Source organism: Pleionea sediminis, assembly GCF_007570825.1.
GTDB lineage: Bacteria > Pseudomonadota > Gammaproteobacteria > Enterobacterales > Kangiellaceae > Pleionea > Pleionea sediminis.
Genome location: NZ_SUNB01000006.1, coordinates 62,720 through 84,114, shown reverse-complemented (window position 1 = coordinate 84,114; position 21,395 = coordinate 62,720). Strand labels below are relative to the sequence as shown.

The following is a 21,395-nucleotide window of genomic DNA, read 5'->3' as shown; positions in this document are numbered from 1 at the left end:
TACTATTTGGGCTAGCTGCGGGCGAGCACAACAATTAAAATACTTCTCTTATGTAAATAGCCCACTCCGAGTGGCGCTTAATTAATCAAGGTAATACGTTGTCTATTAGTACATTTGAAATCTTTACTATCGGTATTGGCCCATCGAGTTCACACACGGTTGGCCCAATGCGAGCCGCCAGACGGTTTGTGAATGAACTGATCAAAAACCACACGTTAGAAAAAGTCACTCGAGTGAAAAGTGAGCTTTATGGTTCGTTAGGACAAACTGGCAAAGGTCATGGCAGTGATGTTGCGGTTTTAATGGGACTCGAAGGAAACCGAGCTTCTCAATTAGATCCGGATAACGTCCCCACTCGAATGGAATCCATTCGATCTCAGAAAAAAATATCGCTCAATAGTGATCACGTGATTAAATACAACGAAACAAAAGATCTGGTATTTCATCGTCGTCAAACATTACCCAAACACGCCAATGGCATGAAATTCACAGCATTTGATAGTGACGGAGAGATATTGAAAAGCGCTGTTTACTATTCGGTGGGTGGTGGCTTTGTCGTTAATGACGAAGTTTCTGCTGACGACCCTTTCGTAGAAGATACCACACCACTCGCTTATCCCTTCAAAACCGCCGAAGAATTACTTAGCTTGGTGAAAGAGCATGGATTGAGCATTTCCAGCTTAATGCTCGAAAACGAAACCGCCTGGCATACCAAGCAAGACGTGCGCAGCAAATTATTATTGATCTGGAAAACCATGCGCGAATGCGTCGAACGCGGGTGTGAGCGTGAAGGTATTCTCCCTGGAGGACTCAAAGTTAAACGCCGTGCGCCTTCACTTTTTCGCAAATTAAAAGCGAGTCACAATCAAGCCGATGAACTATCAGTCATGGATTGGGTTAATTTGTATGCTCTCGCAGTGAATGAAGAAAATGCTGCCGGTGGTCGGGTTGTAACTGCTCCAACGAATGGAGCGGCAGGAATTATTCCCGCGGTATTGTTTTATTATGTGCAACATCACTGCAAAGGTCAGCCAGAAGACGATTCCATCGTTCGGTTTTTACTGACTGCAGCGGCTATCGGTATTCTCTACAAAGAAAATGCCTCTATTTCCGGAGCAGAAGTGGGCTGTCAGGGAGAAGTTGGCGTTGCTTGCTCTATGGCAGCGGCAGCATTAACTGAAGTTCTCGGAGGAACCGCAGAACAAGTAGAAAATGCTGCAGAAATTGGCATGGAACACAACCTTGGATTAACTTGCGATCCGGTCGGTGGACTGGTTCAAGTGCCTTGTATCGAGAGAAATGCAATGGGTGCGATAAAGGCAATAAATGCCTCTCGCTTGGCATTACGCGGTGATGGTAGCCATAAAGTTTCATTGGACAAAGTTATTAAGACGATGCGCGATACTGGCGCTGATATGAAAACAAAATACAAAGAAACCGCTCGCGGCGGCCTCGCCGTTAACATTATCGAGTGTTAACCTGACACTTTTGATAACTTCATAATGACAACGGAGATTCTTTTTCAGAGAATCTCCGAATAATTTTTTAAGACTTATAATTTGAGTGATATCAAAACACCCTCTTTTATTTTCTTTCAAGCTCTGGTTGCATTATTGGCATTAGTAGCCTTCCAACAAATGTTGGGTAGTTTTCTATTAACCTGGAACAACGATATTGTTGACCGAACATCAATCGGTTTATGGACATCGATATCGTCGCAGATAGTTGTCATCGTCATTATGTTACGTGTGAACCACTGGCAACTCGCCGAAATCATGACGCTGTCAAAATCACCATCGCCAACAATACTTAAATATTATTTACCGATATCACTAATAGTCTTGCTGCCTACACTATGGTGGCTGCAAGATCTATTTCGCTTTGTTTTCCAGTTTATTCCCCAAGATATTAAAACTATTCAAACTTTAAATTCAATTTTGTCGGGCAACTGGATAACACTAGTATCCGTGATTTTGATTATTCCAGTACTTGAAGAGCTTTTGTTTAGAGGGCTAATCCTGCGTTCATTTTTAACGACCTACTCACCTCAAACCGCCATAATCCTCTCGAGTATTTTATTTGGTGCCATTCATTTGAACCTATATCAGTTTTTTCCGGCGTTCTTAGTTGGATTATTTTTTGGTTGGCTATTTCATAAAACGCGAGCCTTATGGTTGTGCGCACTTTTACATTCAATTCATAATGCAACTATCATTATTGTCAGCGAGCACGTATTGCTTCAACCAATTTACTCTCTTGAAATTAACCTGCTAACTTTGTGCATTTCCTTATTGGGTATTTACTTGCTCTTCAAAGCTTTTTATAGAAGCTAACACGTCCTTCAATTGAGAACATTGTTGTATTCGGTAAGCATTTTCTCGTTTTAGTAATGTTTCGTCATTGAAAGTACGGTGGTTTAGAAAATACCGAACTTGCTCAAATACGTCACTGTTCCAAGTTATGCTGGTATGATTAACCGGCATGATTAACATTTCTTGCATTTCATTTAAGCAAGCACTCGCGACACTGACTTTTCCATCATCTATACCCGGGATCCATTCTGATAAAGTCGGATTATAACTCTTGCTACCAGCAATTACGGCAACAGAAGCATTGATTGGCTCCAGTGAATTTACATAGGATGCTTTTTTAGAACTTAGTTGACGAAAAGAGTCAAAAATTACACGATCAACGATTTGGTTCTCCAGGTATCTATCCACAGCTTCACTCCCCTGATTAGGTGGAGCTAACATAATGATTGAATGTAAGTTTTCAATCTTATGGCTTTGCAAATAACTTCGAACAAGTATGCCGCCCATTGAATGCGTTAAAAAACTAATGTGTTGGGATTTATATTGGTTGCAATCACTTATCGCTTTGGGAATAGTTGATTCAGCAAGCGCATCAATTCGATTGGACATCGAAAAATACCCCGTATTAACAGTTTTAAATCCATTTTGTTTAAGTTGTCTGCTGAACCACCACATAGAACCCGATGTACGCACTAAGCCGTGCAACAAGATAACGCAATGATTGTTAGCTTCTACAGCTTCAAATTGCTTGGCAGCAGGCCATTGGATAAATAACAGGCATAATACAAGTAGAATAACTGGCTTATTCATTATCGGAAACAGACTTAATAGAGGTTTAAGATTTCTTGATAATGCCAGAGTTATAACCGCTCTTACGAATAAACTTAAAAAGTCTTCGATAAATAACTAAGGAGTATCAAATGAATAGACTCAAGAGCGTGCAAGTCCTTATAAAGACTCCATTAAAAATATTATTGAGCGACTTTAAATCAGCCTGAACTTCACACAAAATAATCTTTTATCTTTCTGGCAATGTATCATCCTGAACCAAATTATTGAGCTCATTTGAAGAACGACAGCGAGAGACCTTTTTGAGCATTTCTTCATCCATATGTGGAGCAATCATTTTTACAAAATCAGTCACATATTTTCGGAAGAAAAAGTTTTTATGAAAAACAATTTTTGCTTTGTAAGGTGAAAATAAATGGTCGGCATTAATCAATTTAAGATCTTTATCTTTATCTGGATGATAAGCCATTCTAGCAATCAATCCAGCGCCCATTCCCATTCGAACATAAGATTTCAGAATTTCCGAGTCTGTTGCAGTAATAACGAAGTCGGGCTCGAGTCCTGCTTCTTTAAATGCCTTTTCCACATCGGTTAACTTTTTTCCATCAGGTGTTAACTTAGCTAATAAAGGAAAGCTAGCAAGCTTTTCTAGTGATATATTTGAATCGTGGGCTAAAGGATGATCCCGAGGCACAACGATGCATTGATGCCAAAGAAAACATGGTAATTGAATCTTGTCGCTAAACCACTCATCACGTTCGCCAAAAATCACTAAATCAATATCACCATGATCCAGCATATGATCGACATGAGCATTGATTCCCTGATGCAGATGCAAACGTACCTCTGGATATTTTTTGGTGAAGTTTTCAATAATTCCCGGCAAAAGATATCGAGAGAAAGTGTGGGTTGTTGCTATCCGAAATATACCCTTATCTTCACAGACAAAATCAGCCGCAATATCCTGAATTTTTTTCGTCAATTGTAAAATTTGTGTTGTGACTTCCAAAATTCTTACACCGGCTGGTGTTATGTTGGTGAGATGTTTACCGCTACGTGTAAAAACCTGTACTCCTAACTCATCCTCGAGCAAACGAATTTGCTTGCTGATTCCGGGCTGGGAAGTATAAAGACTCTCCGCCGTTGCTGATACATTCAAATCGTGACGAGCAACTTCGTAGATATACTTTAATTGCTGCAGCTTCATCCTTTTAAACTCCTGATTTTAAATAAGAGGTTTTTCTTATTCCGGATACTTATTAAGAATAGACACTATCTGAAAATTCACCAATGTGGATATATCTGTGGATAGAACATGATTAGTATGTGCAAAAGCTGTTAAATACCAAATATAGGGCTTTGATTATAATATAGACAATAAATATGCTTTATAAGCAGAAATAGAATAAGTTTCACGCGAAACATAGATTTAGAAATAAAAAAGGACGGTTTTTTATGCAAAAAAGCTCAATTTTTACTATTCCTCATTGGCGACACCATGTGGAACATGACCAGTTGCAACCAAGCTTTGTGCAGAAGAGCAGTGCTCTTGCTGATCGTCGAAAAAAACATCAGCATCAAATGCTTTCAAAAATTCTCCCTTACTTAGCCCACTTAAAAACAAAGCTTCATCAATTCGAATATCCCAACTTCTTAAGGTTCTAACCACTCTTTCATAAGCCGGCGTCGAGCGAGCAGTAACTAAAGCTGTGCGTATCGGACAATCATTCTGGGAATATTCTTCCTGAATCTTGTGCAATGCAGCAAGAAAGTTTTTAAATGGCCCTCCTTTTAAAGGGGTTTTTGCGGCAGATTTTTCACTGGCAAGAAAAGCTTCAAGCCCTTGTTTTTTATATATTTTCTCTGCCTCATCAGAGAAAATAACCGCATCACCATCAAAGGCAAATTTCAATTCTGAGTTGTCTGCTCGAGTATTTCCGCTCGCTGGCGATTTTGAAACGATCGTTGCAGCGGCGTAACCAGACTCCAATGCTTTACGAACATCTCCCGGATTGGTCGACAAAAACAAGTGCGCATTAAATGCAGATACGTACTGATAAGGGTTTCTTCCACCGGTAAAAGCAGCTCTTGAAATATTTAATTTGTGCTCTTCTATCGAGTTAAAAACTCTCAATCCAGTATCAGCACTATTTCGAGATATTAGTATTACTTCAACTCGAGGAGTCGACTTGGAATTGTGCTCATTAAGCTTGAGTAGTTTCTTTACCAGTCCAAAAGCCGCTCCTGGAGCCAAAGGCTCGTCTTCGAGCTTAATTTGATACTCAGAATAAGCATCGACCCCCTGCTCTTCAAAGATGCGTTGACTTTCACTTAAATCGAATAGAGCCGTCGATGAAATTGCGACAACGAGCTTATCTCCAAGGGATGCGGGCATTTCTAATACCTTAACTTAATTCATTGAATACTATTACAAAAATCAAATTAGCATCTATACTTTTCACAATGCAATAAGATTATTTGTAACTTGTGTTGTGTTTTGAGGGATTATAACGATAAGCATGATTAATTATGAAGAAAAGAAAGCCCTGATCATTGAAGATTTTCAAGAGTTTGCGCGCTCTCTTAAAGGTATGCTTGGCGAAATTGGGATAGAAGATGTCGATCTGGTCAATACCGGCGAATCTGCAATACGAGCATGTACCGAAAAAAAATACGACATAGTGCTGTCAGATTATAACCTGGGTGATGGTAAAAACGGCATGCAGATATTAGAAGAGCTGCATCATTTTAAACACATCCGGTCCGACACAGTTTTTATCATGACTACCGCAGAGAACACAACAGCCATGGTAATGGGGGCTATAGAAAATCAACCCGATGCTTATCTGACGAAACCTTTCAATAATGCTCAACTTAAATCTCGACTGTCTAAGCTTTTAACAAAAAAAGAAGCATTATCCCCTATTTTCAAAGCGATCGATAAAGGAAAAATTAAACAAGCGATAGAATTGTGCGATGCACTTATGGAATCTCATCCAAAATACAAAATGGCCATTCAAAAAATTAAGGCCGAATGTATGATGAAAAAACGCCAATACTCAAAAGCCATGGAAATATTCGAATCAATTTTGGCGGGGCGACAGGTTCCCTGGGCAATGATTGGGCTCGCAAAATCACAAATGTCACAACGCCAATACGAAACTGCTGAGTCCGTTTTAAAAGAGACCATTGTCAAGTTTCCAATGGTACTTGAAGCGTATGACTTACTCGCCGAGTGTCAATCAAAACAAGGAATGCTAGACGAGGCACAAAAAACACTCCAACAAGCCATTAAAAAATCCCCAAGAGTTATAAAACGTCAGCTAAAACTCGGCAATATTGCTGTCGACAACAGAGACTTCGATACTTCAATCGGCGCATTTAAACAGTCAATAAAACTTGGCAATAATTCAATCTACAAAACACCCGATAGTTACATTAAATACACCAATAGCGTTTCTTCCAAGATTACTGAAGATGAAGGCAACGCTCCTAAAGCCTTGGTATCAGAAGCGGAAAGTTATATTAAAGATTTTTACAAAACCTATCGTGATGACAAAATATGTACACTGAGAGGCGCTGTCGTCGAAGGTAATTTTTTTAAAAGTCGAGGAAAAACCACCGAGGCTCAAAAAAACGTCGAGCGTGCAAAAAAGATCTATTCAGAATTAGAAACAATGTTACCCGCAGAAACCGGGCTCGAACTTGCACAAGGTTTGGATAATTTGGGTGAAGCAACTCTCGCTCAAGAAATGATTACCGATGCAATTCAGCACAACTTTGAAGATTCTCACTTCTTAGAGCGGGCACTGCCTCACCTAAAAGATAAAAGCGTGTTAGAGAAAGGAAAAGAAGCACATAAATTAAATTCTAAAGGCATTAAGCATTTCGAAAATAAAGAATTTGATAAAGCCGTAAAGTGCTTTACTAAAGCTGTTGAAGCATCACCCAAAAATATATCAATCATACTTAATACGGTACAAGTGCTTCTTAAAGTACATCAATCGGGTAATGCAAGTGATTCTGTCGTCGAGCAATGCCTGACTTATTTGAATTCGATTAATACACTGGCTCCGACTGATCCCCGGTTCGACCGATTTAGCGAACTTATGCGGCTCACTCGAGTGATTCAGCAGGAGCAATAAAGCAGATGTCAGATAACGAAGAAAATGTCGACTTTGCAATGGTTCTTGCTTCTTCTGTTCATGATATGAAGAATTCCTTGAGCATTTTAATTAATGCTATTAACACGTTAGAGAGAAAGTACCCTGCTGTCGATGATGACGACAAAAAACAACATTCGGTTTTACAATATGAATCGAGTCGCCTGAACTCTGCTCTTGTACAGTTACTCGGAGTATTCAAGTTAGAGCATAAACAACTTCCACTCAATATAAACTTTCACGATGTGGAAGATTTTCTAACGGATCAAGCTTCTCAATACGAGCCCTTGTTGCGCTCAAAAAATATTGGGTTAGAGTTTGATATTGAAGAGGAATTAGATGGATGTTTTGATGAAGACCTCATCGCCAGCGTCCTCAACAATGTATTAGGTAATGCGATTCGTTACACTAACAGTGTTATCTGTATTTCAGCATACCACAGTGACGGAATTGTTATTGAAATTGCCGATGATGGTATTGGCTATCCTCCGCAAATGATTGAACAGCAAGAAAACTTTATAAAATCGATTGACCACAGTACTGGTAGCACAGGACTTGGGCTGTACTTCGCAGGTCAAATCGCTAAACTACACAAACAAGGTGACACGTGTGGTCGCATTGAATTGCTCAATGGTGGTGATCTTAATGGTGGAATATTTCGCTTGTACCTCCCATGATTGAAGAGTTTGGACATACCATTGATGCAATGTAGACAAACATTACAACTAAGTAGAATTAAATGAGCACAACGTTTATTATTACGCTAATCATTGCAATTCTTGTCGTTGCTGTAGCCGCCAGTGGCTATTTCCAATATCGAGAGCAGCAAAAAGCGGAAAAACGTCAAAAACTTTCAAAGTTTCGATATCGAGCTCGCCAAGGCCAAGATCTCTACGACAAGTTTTATGATTTGCCGATTGGTGGAAGTTCTCGATTAGTAATCCTTCAATATATCGCTCAAAACCTACAAAAAGCCTTAAATGTTGAACCGTCTCTGTCAGACCTTTCTCAAACACTGGATATGATAAAACAAAAAATCACGACTCCTGAAGCTCCAGCAGATAAACAAAAACTTCGTCCACCGTCAGATCCGCAAGAGCTCGTTGTGCTTATGGGGCGATTCAAGAATTTAATGCGGTTTATTCACAAAATAGGTAAAACGCCAGGTATCGATATTACCGCAGCCAGCAATTCATTAACTCACTTGAAAGCAATATACCTAAATCTTCAAACGCACACATTTATCGGAGTTGCGAAAAAACGAGCTTCAGAGAAAAATTTTGTGCAAGCATTACAGTACTTGGAAAATGCGAAAAAATTGTTATTAAGGCAAGATATATCCAGTCCAGAAACCCAACAAATGTTGAAAGATCTCGAAACCCTAACCAACGATGTAAAATCACAGAGAACCCAACCTCAAACAGAAACTATTGAGTCAATTGATAATGAAGAAGAAGGAGAAGGAAACAATACAGATGATCTTTTTCAGCCGAAGAAGAAGTGGTAATCAATTTCTTCATCAAAGTCTCAAATTATGACTTTTTCAGTAAATCGTTGACATCCTTAAACAACGCTTTATTTGACTCACAAATGTCAGCCAACGTTAAGTGAGCTTTCTTGACGACTCCGGCGAGTGATTCCGCCTCTATGTCTACTGGTTCAACTTCAGCAAATGATTCGGATGGATTTAATGGTGCCTCCGCAGACTCTATATTGAAAACCAGATCAAAACACACTCCCAATAGCGTTTCTTTTACAATTGGATCGGTCACATAGATTGTTGCTTTTTCAACACCGGCTTCTCGACTGTATTTCGCCATTAAAGCCAATGTACCCAAGGCAGTACTGTCTAAATGGTTGGTATTGGTCAAGTCTAGAATGAATGCCAAATTTTCACTTTTTAATTGCTCCACAAACTGCTGTAGAGAAACTACATCGCCATAACGGATATCACCATTCAGGCGGAATACGTGAAACTGCTCAATCTTTGCGTATTCAATTTTTGGTGTCATAACTTCGAACTATAAACAGACTTACATCATCAGGAATTTTTTCAACACTTCGAACATTAAGCTGTTGAATCATATTTTCAATATTAGTGTTTTGGTCAATTTCTAAGTTTAACAGCTGCTTTTCTTCCGCTATTTCGGTTTTCTCTTTCATACACTCTAGTACACCATCAGAAAATAGACACAATGAAAAAGGTTTATCGATATTTAATGAATGTTCTTCAAAACTGACCCATTCGAACATCCCTATCGGAAATCCTCGATGTTCAATTAACTCCTTTTTATCTTCCTGGACAAATACAGGACGTGGAAAATGACCAGCAATCCCGTAATTTAAGCGATCATTTTCGGTATCGATAACCGCGTAAAAAACAGTCACATGTTTGCCAACGTTAGCAGTCAAAATTTCTTGATTTAAATAACTCAAAACTTTTTGTGGCGATAGGATTGTCGGATCTCGATTAACACGATAATTTCTAATCGGTTGATTAAATAGGCTTTTGAGCATCATGGTCACAAAAGCAGATGCTGAACCATGTCCCGATACATCGGCGATATAAAAACCTAAATATCGGCTGTCCAGCTCAAAATAATCGAGAAAATCACCACTCACATTCAAAGAAGGTATTACAGTGTGAAGAAATTCGTATTTATTAATCACACTTCTCGGTGGCGGTAATAACTGAAGTTGCGCTCTTCGCCCAGCTTCTTGATCTTTTTGCAGGACATCCAAATTGCTTTGCAATTCTTTATTGGCCTTCTCAAGTTCCGTTTTAAATAATTGATTTTCGTATTCCAATTGCTTTTTGGTGAGTGCCTGGTTTACCGAATGACCAAGAACACCCAAATCTGAAATCGGTTTAACTAAGTAATCCTGAGCCCCTAACCGCAACGATTCAACAACGTCGTTAATCATCCCTGCCCCAGAAATCATGATAACCGGAGTCTCAGGGGACTCTTTAGTGACGAGTTCAAGCACTTCCATTCCGCTCATACCCGGCATGCGAATATCGCAAAGTATCAAATCAGGTTGATGCTCTCGATAGATAGCCACTCCTTCATCACCATCTTCCGCTTCTAACACCTCGTAACCACAATCCTCAAGGTACATAACAATGCTTTGTCGAACCAATGGGTCATCATCTATGGCTAAAATAGTCGGCACAGAATTCCCTGTGAAGGCATCTCCAGTCAGCATTGACTCAGTATCCAAAAACAGTGCTCCTGTCAGCAATTTATTCAGAGATTCAATACCTTGTATAGCATATAACGAAGATCATTCAAGGCAATAGTAATTAGTGCACATTTCGCGATTGACCCAAATGCGTTTATTTTCTACTATGGCCTGAGTTGAAGGGGATTCATCAATGTAACCAGGGGCTGTCATGAAGTCGTTAGAAAGAGAATACGAAGAAAAACGTGATTTTATTCGAATGTTTGTTGATGCTAAGGTCGAAATTACCGATCCTGAGAGTGGCGAGCAATTCACCGGTGACAGTGAAGACTTGAGTGCTGGAGGAGTCGCCTTCATGTGCGACCACTCGTTCGATGAAGGCCGCAAGCTCGTTGTCAAAGTGAGTTCGGTCCAATCAAAACTTCCTCCTTTAACAGCAAATATGGAAGTTATTCGTTCAATCAAAGGGGAAGATGGACGCTATAAAATAGCAGGAACCATTACAAACGTGAACTAGTTTACATTGTATGGATTTGCGACTGAATTCGCAGATTCAAACGCTTGTTAGAACTATCATAAGCTCCAGATTACTGGAGCTTTTTTTATGTTCAAGACACAAGCTAAACCAACATTTTCACGACGACGTATCGACCCTCTTGCTATCTTACCGGTCATACTTACACTAGGCGTTGTTTTAACAAGCCTGTAACAACGGCTGAGCTCAACTAGATCATTGCTTCTTAAACAAAGCAATGAGCCTTTCTAACTTAATAATTCTTTCCAAGACAATTTACTGTCCTTACAAAGATAAGACTCTATTTTTAAGACTACTATTGCCGTCACTGAATGAGTTAACACTCTTCGTATTCAGGATCGCACTCAAAGTCATCCTCGAAAGGAAGGTCACCATCATAAACTTTATATTTTCGATTTTGTAAAAACGCATCTCGTACAAACGAATACTCATCAATCGCATTTTCAATTTGTTCTTCCAAGCTCAATAAATCAGCTCGTTGATCGAGCAGTCGCAAGCCTTTCAATTGATATTCTGTTGAATCTTTATCAATTTCCTTTAACGGGTCCAAGTAATTATCTACAGGCTCACCACTAAAATCTCTCAACGTTGAAGGCCCCAAAAAAGGCAGCATTAAATAGGGTCCTGGCTCAACGCCCCAAGCACCTAGTGTTTGACCAAAATCTTCGTCGTGTTTTTCAAGTCCCATCGCTGAAGCAGGATCAAACAATCCAGCCAAGCCTAACGTCGAATTGACTAAAATCCGTCCTAAATCGCTAGATGCATCAATAAACTTAGCTTGTAAAATATTATTAATCATCACACCGAAGTCATCCAAGTTTGAGAAAAAGTTACTTATACCCGTTTCTACCGGATCGGGAGTAATAGCTTTATATCCTTTCGCAACTGGCTGCAATACAGCTTTATCAATACTACGATTAAAATCGTAAATTTTACGGTTGTATGACTCATAAGGATCGACCTTATTGTCCGAGGTCGCGCAGGAACTGAGCAAAAAGATTCCCGCCAATGCTAAAAATGCTCGCATATTTCTCTTCCTTTTATTTTGAAGCGCACATTATAAGGGTGATTTATCTCAGAGGCTATTGCTTTGACACACCGAGTATTATGTCTCGTTTCATCAATTTCAATAGAATATCCAGGCCATTAGAAACAATGGTATCGCGAGGAATTTGCGGTAACTGTTGAGCCAAAGAGTCGAGCAGAGCTTCACCTGGTTGGTTAGGATGCTCTTTCATAATTTGTAAAAGAGCAAAAGTAACTCCATTGATTTCAGTGAATTCGACGTTGTCTTTACGATCTCGGTAAACAACGATAAAACTGGGTGATTGTGGGACTTGTGTCGGTTGATAATCCGCTGAAATATGATGGACATCAAACTCGTAAGCTAATGGCCAAGCAACTTCCGATAGTATTAAAGGCTCATTCATAAGATCAACAGAATCTTTGCGCTCAATTTGATGAATATCAAAAGGATCGATCATCAGAGCAAGTTCAACCCATTCATAATGTGCCAGCTCTTCGATAAAAGGATATCGTTCTTTAATCGCCAACGGGTGCTTTTGTAAAAACTCAACAAACTCTTTAGCTATTTCTAAAAAATAAGGAGAATGTGCTCGATGTTCAACGATGAATTGTCGTACAAGTTTATGCCAGTCTTGCTCATTCAATAAAGAAAAAATAACAGGAAAGCCGGACTCTATAAATCCTGCAATATTGTTATAAATCAGTTCTCGATAGATTGCCATTCGGCGATCTTCGATTCCTTCAGGAGAAGGCTCTTTATCTGGGTTTCTGAGATGTTGCGCGAATTGCATTTGCGCTTTTTGAAAAGCAGGTAAACTAGCCATGAACTGCTACATCTTCACTATTGAAGGACTTTTGGATTTTTCGAATTTGTTCTACTTCCAACAACAACTCTGCTAATGGCGGAAAATTAAAATCTCGCTCCAGCAATGTTGGAAAAACGCCAAACTCCTGATAGGCAATTTCTAATAATTTCCAAACATCAGGTTTAACATCAGCACCATGAGTATCCACTTTTAAGTCATCGGCTTCATCATAATGGCCCGCAATATGGCCATAGACAATTCTTTTTCCAGGTAAAGCTTTCAAAAACTCAACGGGATCGTATTGGTGATTAATCGAATTGACGTAAATATTGTTGACATCAAGTAATAGCTGGCAATCGGCTTCTTTAATCACCTCATTAATGAAATCTATTTCCGACATTTCTTGATGAGGAGCCGCATAGTAAGAAGCATTTTCCATCGCTATCGGACGCTCAAGAATATCTTGCACCTGACGGATTCGATCCGCAACATAATGAACGGCTTCTTCAGTAAAAGGAATCGGCATTAGGTCATATAAATGACCGTCATCGCTACAATAGGTAAGATGCTCGGTATAAACTTCAACCTGATGATCTTTCATTAGCTGCTTGATATTTTTAACAAGCTCAACATCAATCGGGGTTGGACCGCCAATAGACAGTGAAAGACCGTGGAACACAAAAGGATAGCGATCGGTAAATGAGGAAAATTGTTTACCAAAACGTCCACCAACGTTGATCCAGTTTTCAGGAGCAACTTCCATAAAGTCAACATTTGCTGGCGGGCTCTCAGCCAGGTCCGACATGATATCACGTCGGAATCCTAACCCAGAGCCTTGAAGATTATATGTATTCACGTTCGATTACGCGCCACATTTACCTTCGCCACATTTACCTTCGCTTCCTTTCTTTTCGCCGCATTTTCCTTCGCCGCACTTACCATCTTTTCCTTTCTTCTCGCCGCATTTTCCTTCGCCGCACTTACCGTCTTTTCCTTTCTTCTCGCCGCATTTTCCTTCGCCGCACTTACCGTCTTTTCCTTTCTTCTCGCCGCATTTTCCTTCGCCGCACTTACCGTCTTTTCCTTTCTTCTCGCCGCATTTTCCTTCGCCGCACTTACCGTCTTTTCCTTTCTTCTCGCCGCATTTTCCTTCGCCGCACTTACCGTCTTTATGCTTGTCACCGCCCAAGAATTGGGAAACTTCGTAACCACCAGAAAGATCATCCAATCCAAAAGGATTTGCGTCTGCGTTTGCTGCGTTAACCGATAATGATGCCGCTAATGATGCGCCAACCAGAGTAGCCAATTTTTTCATATCTTTGTTCATATCAAAGTTTCTCCTAATGATTACAATAAATAACCCAACATAGTTAATAATGGATTCAAATAATGGACTGGCGAGACCGGAGATTGTTACACCAAAAGTTTATTTTTTTTCCGGCTTACCGATTACGCTCTTTCTGCCTCGAGAAAGACGACAGCGATTCATCAAATTTGCCCCATAATTCGGGGTTTCGCAAGCCCAAAATGTCGAAGCGATCACAAACCTTTAACGCTTTTCAATAAAAGAGCGCCCCTGGACATCTTTTGATACAAATTATAAAACTTTTTGGTTAATTATCAGGCTTATATCTTGATCATCAGTTCGACTAAATACTTGTTTTTCCGACTCAAAATCGCCTGCTGTAGGAGTAGCTTTTCCTGATTGAGATATGCGAGCCTGTAACGTCAAAGTTTTCATTTCGCTCATCGTGCGTCCTGGCATCATTGCATCATTATCCGTTAATCGAATTGAAACAGGCAAACTACTTAAGGTTAATGGCTTTACTGCAACCGGAGCTGGCATGCCATCGTCACCCTTCACTATAATGAAAACACGAGTTCCTGGTGCAAACTGTTGCTTTACACTCTCATCCACAGACAAGTTAACCGTGACGCCAAACGCAGCTTTCTTAAAATGATTCCGTTGCGCCAACTCGTTCTTAGCTCGCTTAATTTGCTGTCGAATCACCTCAATGCCCTCACCTTTTCCTTGGTTTCGAGCCTCCCGATTGGCGACCAGCTTTTCCCAATTCGTAATTGCTTGTTCAAACTCTTCCGTTTGCATATAAATAAAACCCGACACAGCCAGAGCCGCTTCATGATTTGGCTTCAAAACCAGAATCTCTTCAATTAATGATTTCGCAAGAGCCAATGCCTGTGGAGAGTTTAATCGCGCCAACATTTGAGCTGCAGTCATCTTCGTCGGTAGGTCTTTAGGAGCCGATTCGATGGCTCGTTCTAACGCTTGTATTGACTGAGCTGAAGCACCTAACGCAGCCAATGTTTGTGCTAAACCAATCCAACTCCGAGTTTCCTCCGGATTTTCATGCAATCGAGAACGCAATAATAAAATTAAGTCTTGGTTCGTTAATGACTCCAACCAATCTGTTTCTACGACCTCTTTTGTCAGCTTGTCCCCATGAGTATCTACTAAAGTTCGCCAATCGTCATAGGCTTTCCAGTCAGCAATCGCATAATAAAGAAGCAAAGATATGGTCGGTATTGCGACCAAAATTGAAATAAACACACCTTGGTGTGTTGCTTGTTGCTTTTTAAATACAGGACTCGTTGGCACATCTTGAAGTAACGAACGCTTTAATTCCGCTTCCAGCTGATCAAATTCGTCCTGAGAAATTCGTTCCGCTTCCAGGTCTTGCATTAATTCAGTCTGGCGCGAGCGAAAAACTTCGGTATTCAAGGTTAATCGGTCAATATTTTTTTCATTACTCGAGGACGCAACGAAACGATATAAGCAAAATGCTATAACAAAACTAATTAATAATAAAACCCAAATCATTTCGACTTCCCTTGCTGACTACTGGAAGATTCATTCAGTAACTTTTGAACACGCTCGAGTTCGGAGTCACTCATTTCTGTCGGTTTAGCAGCATCTCTTGCCTTAGACTTAATTTTCAGAACAACCATTATGAACACCATTAATATGATGACGATTGGTCCAAACCAAAGGAGTAAATTTGCGCCAGAAACATCCGGTTTATAGAGAATAAAATCACCATAACGCTCAGACAAATACAGTCTAATTTCCTTATCGGTATCCCCTGCTTTAATTTTTTCGTAAACCAGATTACGTAAATCTTCGGAGATTCCAGCATTAGAATCGGCAATCGACTGATTCAAACACTTAGGACAACGCAACTCTTCGATTAACTGCAGATAACGCTCTTCTTGTGCCTTGCTGTCGAACTCAAGCAACTCATCACTACTCCAGGCGCTGGTCATTATGATGACAAAAAATATCGGTAACAAAGCTTTGTTGATCATAGACATTATGATTCACCCTGCATAATAGGCTGGATCTCTTGCGTAAAAATTTCTTTAGTCATCTCACCGATACGATGATATACCACCTTGCCTTTAGGACCGATGACAAAAGTTTCCGGAGCTGCGGTTACTCCCATTTCAATAGCAATCTTTCCTTTCGGATCAAAAAATGAAAATGCGTAAGGATTTCCTTGCGAATCCAAAAACCGCTTAGCATCCTTTTCCGTATCTTTGTAATTCACGCCAACAATTTTTACGCCCTGCGACTTTAATTGCATAAGATATGGATGCTCGACATAACAGGTAGGACACCATGAGCCCCAAAAATTAAGCATCCAATATTCTCCGCGAATGTCTTTTGAGTAAATAATTTGGTCACTAAACAGTTTTTTACTTTGAAACTCAGGTAACGGTTTATGTTCTCGCATTTTCGGAACAATGTCTTTATCGTGAAACAAAGACCAACCGAATAGACCAAACAGCAACACGAACAGTATGAAAATGGGTACTGCCCATTGCTTTAATGTGTTTTCAGCTTCACTGTCAGACATAGTTTTACCAGTTACCGTTATTTCTTTTGTCGTTAAATCAGAAGAGCGTACGATAATTTAAATTACGCTATTTTTTGTTTTAGCTTTAATCGATATCGGCGATCGCTCATCGCGAGCAAACCTCCTAGAGCCATTAAAATAGTGCCAAACCAAATCCACCGAACAAACGATTTAATATAGATACGCACCGACCACTCATTACCCTCTAACTTTTCACCCAGCGAAATGTAAACATCGCGCGAAAATCCAGGGTTAATTCCAGCTTCTGTCATTATCTGACCAGAAGCTGTATATCGACGTTTCTCTGAATGGACTTTAAATTCCTTCCCGTTTTCATTAACAGTAAAAGAACCACGTGTTGCAATGTAATTAGGCCCATTAACTTTTGAAAGACCATCAAAAGTGACTTGATAATTGGCAACCTCGAATTGGTCATTGGGCGCAAAGCGAATCAACTTTTCAATACTGTTATATTCCACCATAACAATACCGACGAGCGTTACTGCCAAGCCGCTGTGTGCTAGTTGCATGCCCCAATAAGAAGACTTCAACTTTTTAAGTGCAACTAATCGAGATTGGCCATGTTTAGTTTTATCTACCACATCGTAAAGAATGGACGATATTATCCAAAAAGCGATAAATAAACTGATCCATATAATGGTATTTGCAAAACTGTAAATCCAATAAGACATCGCGACTAAAAAGATGATGGCGACAAATAAGATATTACGTGCTGTTTTCAACAAACGTTCAACCGGATGGTTTTTCCAATGCAGCCAATGTCCAATACCCAAAAGCGCCAATAAAGGCAGCATACAGATTGGAAACAACAAGTTAAAATAAGGAGCCCCAACACTGACGCTTTGGTCAAATGCTTCCATAATCAGTGGAAATAATGTACCGAATAAAACAACTAACAACGCAGCAGCCAACAACACATTATTGAATAATAAGAATGACTCTTTCGATAGCAACTGATAACGCCCAGTTGAACGAACCGCTCCTGCTCTGAAAATAAAAAGTGTTAAGGCTGCAATCACCACTATTGCCAGGAAAATGAGAATAAACAAACCTCGCACTGGATCTTGAGCAAACGAATGCACCGAAGTAATGACTCCCGAGCGAACAATAAAGGTACCTAATAAGCTCAAACAAAATGTAATCAGCGCGAGAAAAACAGTCCAGGCTTTAAACACACCACGTTTCTCGCTGACAGCAAGCGTGTGAATTAAAGCAGTACCAGTTAACCAAGGCATAAATGAAGCGTTTTCAACCGGATCCCAGAACCACCAGCCGCCCCAGCCAAGCTCGTAATAAGCCCACCAACTACCAAGAGATATTCCAATGGTTAAAAAGATCCAGGCAGCTACCGTCCACGGACGCGACCATCGTGCCCAGGCTGAATCGAGCTCTCCACTTATTAAGGCTGAAATAGCAAAAGCGAACGCGACTGCAAATCCCACGTAGCCCATATATAAAAATGGCGGATGAATAATAAAGCCAAAATCTTGTAGCAATGGATTTAAGTCTCGACCATCAATCGGAAAATAGGGCAACAGTCTTTCGAAAGGGTTTGATGTAAAAACGGCAAAACTCAGAAAACCAACGCTAATAAATGCCATCACCGAAAGAACGCGAGCCACCGCTTGTTCGGGTAATTGTCGACTAAATAAAGCAACGGCCGAAGACCAGCCTGCAAGAACTAAAATCCACAAAAGCATTGAGCCTTCATGGGCACCCCACACAGCACAAATTTTATAAATAAATGGTAAACGAGAGTATGAGTGATTCGCCACATAAGATACGGTGAAATTATCCGTTGCGAAGGCATGCACTAATCCGGCAAACGAAATGAATATCAACACAAACATAACGTGTGTCGCCGGTCTGGCAAATCTCACCAAAATGCTTTGATTGTAAAAACTACCCCACATGGGAGCGATGGCAGTAACAACAGCGACAACTAAAGCAAGGATTAAACAAAAATGGGCTATTTCAACAATCATAAAATTTAATCGTTTTTCTTTTTCATGGGATGGCCAGACTCTTCGAGAGCGCGTGCAACTTCCGGCGGCATATAATTTTCATCATGTTTTGCCAACACCGAAGAGGCTTTAAAATTTTGCTGATCGGTTAATTGCCCCGTAGCAACAATACCCTGCCCTTCTTTAAACAAGTCAGGCAATACATCGTTAAAATGCACTTTTAAGTCACTTTGATTGTCGCGAATAACAAATGAAACATCCAGCGTTTCTGTGTTTCGAACAACCGTTCCTGGAACAACCAATCCACCAACTTTAATGGTTTTGTCCAGTGGTGCTTTACCAGCTTCCACATCAGAAGGTTTATAAAACAAATTGATATTTTCACTCAGTGCAAATAACACTAAACCGACAGCGACAGACACACCGAATACGGTACCCAAAACAGCATACAGACGCTTTTGACGATGTTTTTTCATACAACTCTCTTACTCTTTCGCACTATTTTCTTCAAGTAAACTTTTACGTTTGTAATAGTGTTTTAACCGAGCCTTAATTTTTTCCCGACGAATAATCGGTGTCACAATTAAAGCCACAAAAATTACCAAATAAGCGGCATACGATGCCCAAATAAACTCCCAGCGATCGGGCGGAGTACTTGTAGCTAAACTGACTATCATGGCCATCATTTTTCGATCATCTCCCGTACCCACTGTGAATCGCGTTCACGCCAGAGAATATTGTTACGTAACCAAGGTAGGACCATCGAAATAAAGAATAACTTAAACGAGAAGATCATTATCAACAATGGCCAAAGCATTGACTCATCAATTGAAGGCTTCGCCAATTTACTCAAGGATGCTGGCTGATGCAAACTGTTCCACCACTCAACGGAGTAATGAATGATTGGTATGTTAACGACACCAACAATCGCTAAAATTGCGGCCGATTTATCGGCTGTTTTTATATCATCCGATGCATTGTAAAGAGCCATGTGGCCCAAATATAAGAAAAGTAAAATAAGTTCTGAGGTTAGACGAGCATCGAAGACCCAATAAGTGCCCCAAGTTGGTTTTCCCCAAAGCGATCCAGTTACCAAAGCCAGCAAAGTAAACGCTGCGCCTATCGGCGAGCAGCTAATTGAAAACATAAACGCCATTTTCATGCGCCATATTAAACCGATCGCCGCAGAAACAGCCATAATGACGTAGGTAAACATCGACAAATAAGCCGCTGGAACATGAATATAAATGATTCTTGCTAAATCACCTTGATAATAGTCCGGCGGAGCAATAAACAACCCCCAAACCGTTCCCACAGACAAACCAATGAGTGTCAGTCCCCAAATCCAGGGTTGCCAACGACCAGCGATTTGATAAAACCACTTTGGTGATCCTAATCGAAAAAACCAGGTCCAAGCCATAGATTACCTATTCACTTAATGAAACTCTTAATGCCGCCCCTGCAGCCCATGGTGCTAGCGATGCCGTGAAGGCCAAGCCCGCACCCAACAAAGCCAATTGACCAACAAACTCCTGGCCCACTGTTGCTGCGTTCACAGCCATGGCGCCAAATATTAAAATTGGAATATAAAGCGGGAGTACCAGCAGCGACAAGAGTATACCACCTCTGCGCAGGCCAATTGTCAAACTCATCCCAATTGCCGCGATTAAGCACATACTGGGCGTTCCGAGTAATAATGAAACAACCATGGCACCAAATGCATCATTATCCAGGTTCAACATAACTCCCAAGAGCGGAGACAGCAGTATTAGCGGCAAGCCAGTGACCAACCAGTTAGTAATGGCTTTAGCAAAAACAATCGAAGCTGGCGAAACGCCACTCATCACCATTTGCACCAAACTACCATCGTCAAAATCTTCGCGGTAGAGTGCGTCAACAGATAATAATAAGGCGAGCAATGCACAAACCCAAATGACTCCAGGAGCCAACAGCCCAAGTACGCTTGGCTCCGGCGAAATCCCAAAAGGGAATAAACTGGTCACAATAAGAAAAAAGAACAATGGATTCAGGATTTCAGACTTGCGTCGAAACACCAGCTTTATTTCACGACCAACCAATACCCTAAGCATGACTTCCACCACTCACTTCAAGAGTATTTACTTTTACGTTCAAATCAATTGATTGGTGCGATGTGAAAATAACGCTGCCTCGCTTGGCGAGGTGCTGTTCGAAAAGATGCGCTAACCAACCTTGCCCTTCGACGTCCAAAGCGACAAAAGGTTCATCGAGAATCCAAAGAGCGGAGGGTTCCGTCAACAAGCGCGCCAAACTAACACGCCGTGTTTGTCCTTGCGACAAATGAGCCGCTAGCTCATCCTCATAGCCCGTTAAGCCAACTGCTTGAATCGCTTCCTCAATCGTCGTTAAAGGTTTGGCTTGGCGTAAATTTGAGTAGAACAATAAATTCTCTCGAACCGTCATATTACGCTTCACACCAATTTGATGGCCAAGATACAAGACATTTGCGCCAAAGGATTCACGCATTTTTCTCAGGGATTTTCCGCACCATAAAACGTCGCCTTGATCCGGTTCCATTATTCCGCACAAAACACGTAGCAAACTGGTTTTTCCTGCACCGTTGGGACCACGTATCTGTAACACCTGACCATTCTTCATGCTAAAGCTACACTGCTTAAACAGTAACCGCTCGCCACGAATTAAAGCCAATTGTTCACTTTCTATGGAAAAGTCTTGATACAT

General features: G+C 40.6%; 24 protein-coding genes. 6 read left to right on the top strand and 18 right to left on the bottom strand.

The annotated features are described in order from the left end of the window. Positions 1 to 98 precede the first annotated feature (98 nt). Together FAX86_RS18295 and FAX86_RS18290 are read left to right on the top strand one after the other, a co-directional pair. Entirely contained in the window at positions 99 to 1,478 is a 1,380-nt protein-coding gene (locus tag FAX86_RS18295) for an L-serine ammonia-lyase (protein ID WP_144394932.1), read from the top strand. An 81-nt stretch (positions 1,479 to 1,559) separates the two neighbouring features. Continuing rightward, positions 1,560 to 2,333 (top strand): CPBP family intramembrane glutamic endopeptidase, encoded by a 774-nt coding sequence (locus tag FAX86_RS18290; protein WP_144394931.1) that lies wholly within the window; start codon positions 1,560 to 1,562, stop codon positions 2,331 to 2,333. Here the strand turns inward: FAX86_RS18290 and FAX86_RS18285 are convergent. From FAX86_RS18285 to FAX86_RS18275, 3 genes are all read right to left on the bottom strand, one after another. Next, the gene (locus FAX86_RS18285; RefSeq protein ID WP_144394930.1) at positions 2,289 to 3,122 is read right to left on the bottom strand and encodes an esterase/lipase family protein; all 834 of its coding nucleotides are present in this window, start codon (positions 3,120 to 3,122) and stop codon (positions 2,289 to 2,291) included. The genes FAX86_RS18290 and FAX86_RS18285 overlap by 45 nt on opposite strands. Positions 3,123 to 3,330: 208 nt before the next feature. Continuing rightward, positions 3,331 to 4,308 (bottom strand): LysR substrate-binding domain-containing protein, encoded by a 978-nt coding sequence (locus FAX86_RS18280; RefSeq protein WP_144394929.1) that lies wholly within the window; start codon positions 4,306 to 4,308, stop codon positions 3,331 to 3,333. A gap of 270 nt (positions 4,309 to 4,578) precedes the next feature. Next, a complete protein-coding gene (locus tag FAX86_RS18275) occupies positions 4,579 to 5,496 on the bottom strand; it encodes a 5'-nucleotidase (protein ID WP_144394928.1) in 918 nt (305 codons plus the stop codon). Between the two features lie 124 nt (positions 5,497 to 5,620). On the opposite strand from FAX86_RS18275, the gene FAX86_RS18270 reads away from it, so the two are divergent. The 3 genes from FAX86_RS18270 to FAX86_RS18260 all read left to right on the top strand — a co-directional run bounded on the left by FAX86_RS18270 (position 5,621) and on the right by FAX86_RS18260 (position 8,771). Continuing rightward, positions 5,621 to 7,246 carry a tetratricopeptide repeat-containing response regulator gene (locus tag FAX86_RS18270; RefSeq protein ID WP_144394927.1) on the top strand — a complete coding sequence of 542 codons (1,626 nt, stop codon included), beginning with the start codon at positions 5,621 to 5,623 and terminating at the stop codon, positions 7,244 to 7,246. Between the two features lie 5 nt (positions 7,247 to 7,251). After that, positions 7,252 to 7,941, top strand: a complete 690-nt coding sequence (locus tag FAX86_RS18265) for a sensor histidine kinase (protein WP_144394926.1) — start codon at positions 7,252 to 7,254, stop codon at positions 7,939 to 7,941. 62 nt (positions 7,942 to 8,003) lie between these two features. After that, on the top strand, positions 8,004 to 8,771 hold the full coding sequence (locus tag FAX86_RS18260; protein ID WP_144394925.1) for a hypothetical protein: 768 nt from the start codon (positions 8,004 to 8,006) through the stop codon (positions 8,769 to 8,771). 25 nt (positions 8,772 to 8,796) lie between these two features. Here FAX86_RS18260 and FAX86_RS18255 read toward each other — a convergent pair whose 3' ends face one another. Together FAX86_RS18255 and FAX86_RS18250 are read right to left on the bottom strand one after the other, a co-directional pair. After that, a complete protein-coding gene (locus FAX86_RS18255; protein WP_144394924.1) occupies positions 8,797 to 9,276 on the bottom strand; it encodes an STAS domain-containing protein in 480 nt (159 codons plus the stop codon). Continuing rightward, positions 9,260 to 10,486 (bottom strand): SpoIIE family protein phosphatase, encoded by a 1,227-nt coding sequence (locus FAX86_RS18250; RefSeq protein ID WP_144394923.1) that lies wholly within the window; start codon positions 10,484 to 10,486, stop codon positions 9,260 to 9,262. The genes FAX86_RS18255 and FAX86_RS18250 overlap by 17 nt, the downstream gene beginning before the upstream one ends. A 172-nt stretch (positions 10,487 to 10,658) precedes the next feature. Here FAX86_RS18250 and FAX86_RS18245 point away from each other — a divergent pair, with 172 nt between their 5' ends. Further along, positions 10,659 to 10,964 carry a PilZ domain-containing protein gene (locus FAX86_RS18245; RefSeq protein WP_144394922.1) on the top strand — a complete coding sequence of 102 codons (306 nt, stop codon included), beginning with the start codon at positions 10,659 to 10,661 and terminating at the stop codon, positions 10,962 to 10,964. A 334-nt stretch (positions 10,965 to 11,298) separates the two neighbouring features. Here FAX86_RS18245 and FAX86_RS18240 read toward each other — a convergent pair whose 3' ends face one another. From FAX86_RS18240 to ccmA, 13 genes are all read right to left on the bottom strand, one after another. Next, entirely contained in the window at positions 11,299 to 12,009 is a 711-nt protein-coding gene (locus FAX86_RS18240) for an MlaA family lipoprotein (protein WP_144394921.1), read from the bottom strand. Between the two features lie 55 nt (positions 12,010 to 12,064). Then, a complete protein-coding gene (locus FAX86_RS18235) occupies positions 12,065 to 12,832 on the bottom strand; it encodes an HvfC family RiPP maturation protein (RefSeq protein ID WP_144394920.1) in 768 nt (255 codons plus the stop codon). Then, the gene (locus FAX86_RS18230) at positions 12,825 to 13,670 is read right to left on the bottom strand and encodes an HvfB family MNIO-type RiPP peptide maturase (protein WP_144394919.1); all 846 of its coding nucleotides are present in this window, start codon (positions 13,668 to 13,670) and stop codon (positions 12,825 to 12,827) included. The genes FAX86_RS18235 and FAX86_RS18230 overlap by 8 nt, the downstream gene beginning before the upstream one ends. 6 nt (positions 13,671 to 13,676) lie before the next feature. Then, entirely contained in the window at positions 13,677 to 14,141 is a 465-nt protein-coding gene (locus FAX86_RS18225) for an HvfA family oxazolone/thioamide-modified RiPP metallophore (RefSeq protein WP_144394918.1), read from the bottom strand. Positions 14,142 to 14,411: 270 nt separating this feature from the next. Beyond that, positions 14,412 to 15,653, bottom strand: coding sequence for a c-type cytochrome biogenesis protein CcmI (gene ccmI / locus FAX86_RS18220; RefSeq protein WP_144394917.1), 1,242 nt, complete (start codon positions 15,651 to 15,653; stop codon positions 14,412 to 14,414). Continuing rightward, positions 15,650 to 16,144: a cytochrome c-type biogenesis protein gene (locus FAX86_RS18215; RefSeq protein ID WP_144394916.1), complete on the bottom strand. Its 495-nt coding sequence runs from the start codon at positions 16,142 to 16,144 to the stop codon at positions 15,650 to 15,652. The genes ccmI and FAX86_RS18215 overlap by 4 nt, the downstream gene beginning before the upstream one ends. Beyond that, entirely contained in the window at positions 16,144 to 16,689 is a 546-nt protein-coding gene (locus FAX86_RS18210; protein ID WP_144394915.1) for a DsbE family thiol:disulfide interchange protein, read from the bottom strand. Before FAX86_RS18210 ends, FAX86_RS18215 begins: the two co-directional genes overlap by 1 nt. Before the next feature lie 62 nt (positions 16,690 to 16,751). Then, on the bottom strand, positions 16,752 to 18,695 hold the full coding sequence (locus FAX86_RS18205; RefSeq protein WP_144394914.1) for a heme lyase CcmF/NrfE family subunit: 1,944 nt from the start codon (positions 18,693 to 18,695) through the stop codon (positions 16,752 to 16,754). Between the two features lie 5 nt (positions 18,696 to 18,700). Continuing rightward, positions 18,701 to 19,150 carry a cytochrome c maturation protein CcmE gene (gene ccmE, locus FAX86_RS18200; protein WP_144394913.1) on the bottom strand — a complete coding sequence of 150 codons (450 nt, stop codon included), beginning with the start codon at positions 19,148 to 19,150 and terminating at the stop codon, positions 18,701 to 18,703. 9 nt (positions 19,151 to 19,159) lie between these two features. Continuing rightward, entirely contained in the window at positions 19,160 to 19,360 is a 201-nt protein-coding gene (ccmD, locus tag FAX86_RS18195; protein WP_144394912.1) for a heme exporter protein CcmD, read from the bottom strand. After that, entirely contained in the window at positions 19,357 to 20,094 is a 738-nt protein-coding gene (locus FAX86_RS18190; protein WP_144394911.1) for a heme ABC transporter permease, read from the bottom strand. Before FAX86_RS18190 ends, ccmD begins: the two co-directional genes overlap by 4 nt. Before the next feature lie 7 nt (positions 20,095 to 20,101). Next, positions 20,102 to 20,764, bottom strand: a complete 663-nt coding sequence (gene ccmB / locus FAX86_RS18185; RefSeq protein ID WP_205859252.1) for a heme exporter protein CcmB — start codon at positions 20,762 to 20,764, stop codon at positions 20,102 to 20,104. Then, entirely contained in the window at positions 20,757 to 21,395 is a 639-nt protein-coding gene (gene ccmA / locus FAX86_RS18180) for a cytochrome c biogenesis heme-transporting ATPase CcmA (protein ID WP_144394909.1), read from the bottom strand. The genes ccmB and ccmA overlap by 8 nt, the downstream gene beginning before the upstream one ends.

Coding starts and splice junctions, on each gene's coding strand:
- FAX86_RS18265 (WP_144394926.1), top strand. CDS start 7,252: ATGTCAGATAACGAAGAAAATGTCGACTTTGCAATGGTTCTTGCTTCT.
- FAX86_RS18270 (WP_144394927.1), top strand. CDS start 5,621: ATGATTAATTATGAAGAAAAGAAAGCCCTGATCATTGAAGATTTTCAA.
- FAX86_RS18285 (WP_144394930.1), bottom strand. CDS start 3,122: ATGAATAAGCCAGTTATTCTACTTGTATTATGCCTGTTATTTATCCAA.
- FAX86_RS18210 (WP_144394915.1), bottom strand. CDS start 16,689: ATGTCTGACAGTGAAGCTGAAAACACATTAAAGCAATGGGCAGTACCC.
- FAX86_RS18245 (WP_144394922.1), top strand. CDS start 10,659: ATGAAGTCGTTAGAAAGAGAATACGAAGAAAAACGTGATTTTATTCGA.
- ccmE (WP_144394913.1), bottom strand. CDS start 19,150: ATGAAAAAACATCGTCAAAAGCGTCTGTATGCTGTTTTGGGTACCGTA.
- FAX86_RS18225 (WP_144394918.1), bottom strand. CDS start 14,141: ATGAACAAAGATATGAAAAAATTGGCTACTCTGGTTGGCGCATCATTA.
- ccmA (WP_144394909.1), bottom strand. CDS start 21,395: ATGTATCAAGACTTTTCCATAGAAAGTGAACAATTGGCTTTAATTCGT.
- FAX86_RS18280 (WP_144394929.1), bottom strand. CDS start 4,308: ATGAAGCTGCAGCAATTAAAGTATATCTACGAAGTTGCTCGTCACGAT.
- FAX86_RS18275 (WP_144394928.1), bottom strand. CDS start 5,496: ATGCCCGCATCCCTTGGAGATAAGCTCGTTGTCGCAATTTCATCGACG.
- ccmI (WP_144394917.1), bottom strand. CDS start 15,653: ATGATTTGGGTTTTATTATTAATTAGTTTTGTTATAGCATTTTGCTTA.
- FAX86_RS18190 (WP_144394911.1), bottom strand. CDS start 20,094: ATGGCTTGGACCTGGTTTTTTCGATTAGGATCACCAAAGTGGTTTTAT.
- ccmB (WP_205859252.1), bottom strand. CDS start 20,764: ATGCTTAGGGTATTGGTTGGTCGTGAAATAAAGCTGGTGTTTCGACGC.
- FAX86_RS18235 (WP_144394920.1), bottom strand. CDS start 12,832: ATGGCTAGTTTACCTGCTTTTCAAAAAGCGCAAATGCAATTCGCGCAA.
- FAX86_RS18255 (WP_144394924.1), bottom strand. CDS start 9,276: ATGACACCAAAAATTGAATACGCAAAGATTGAGCAGTTTCACGTATTC.
- ccmD (WP_144394912.1), bottom strand. CDS start 19,360: ATGATGGCCATGATAGTCAGTTTAGCTACAAGTACTCCGCCCGATCGC.
- FAX86_RS18260 (WP_144394925.1), top strand. CDS start 8,004: ATGAGCACAACGTTTATTATTACGCTAATCATTGCAATTCTTGTCGTT.
- FAX86_RS18240 (WP_144394921.1), bottom strand. CDS start 12,009: ATGCGAGCATTTTTAGCATTGGCGGGAATCTTTTTGCTCAGTTCCTGC.
- FAX86_RS18205 (WP_144394914.1), bottom strand. CDS start 18,695: ATGATTGTTGAAATAGCCCATTTTTGTTTAATCCTTGCTTTAGTTGTC.
- FAX86_RS18215 (WP_144394916.1), bottom strand. CDS start 16,144: ATGTCTATGATCAACAAAGCTTTGTTACCGATATTTTTTGTCATCATA.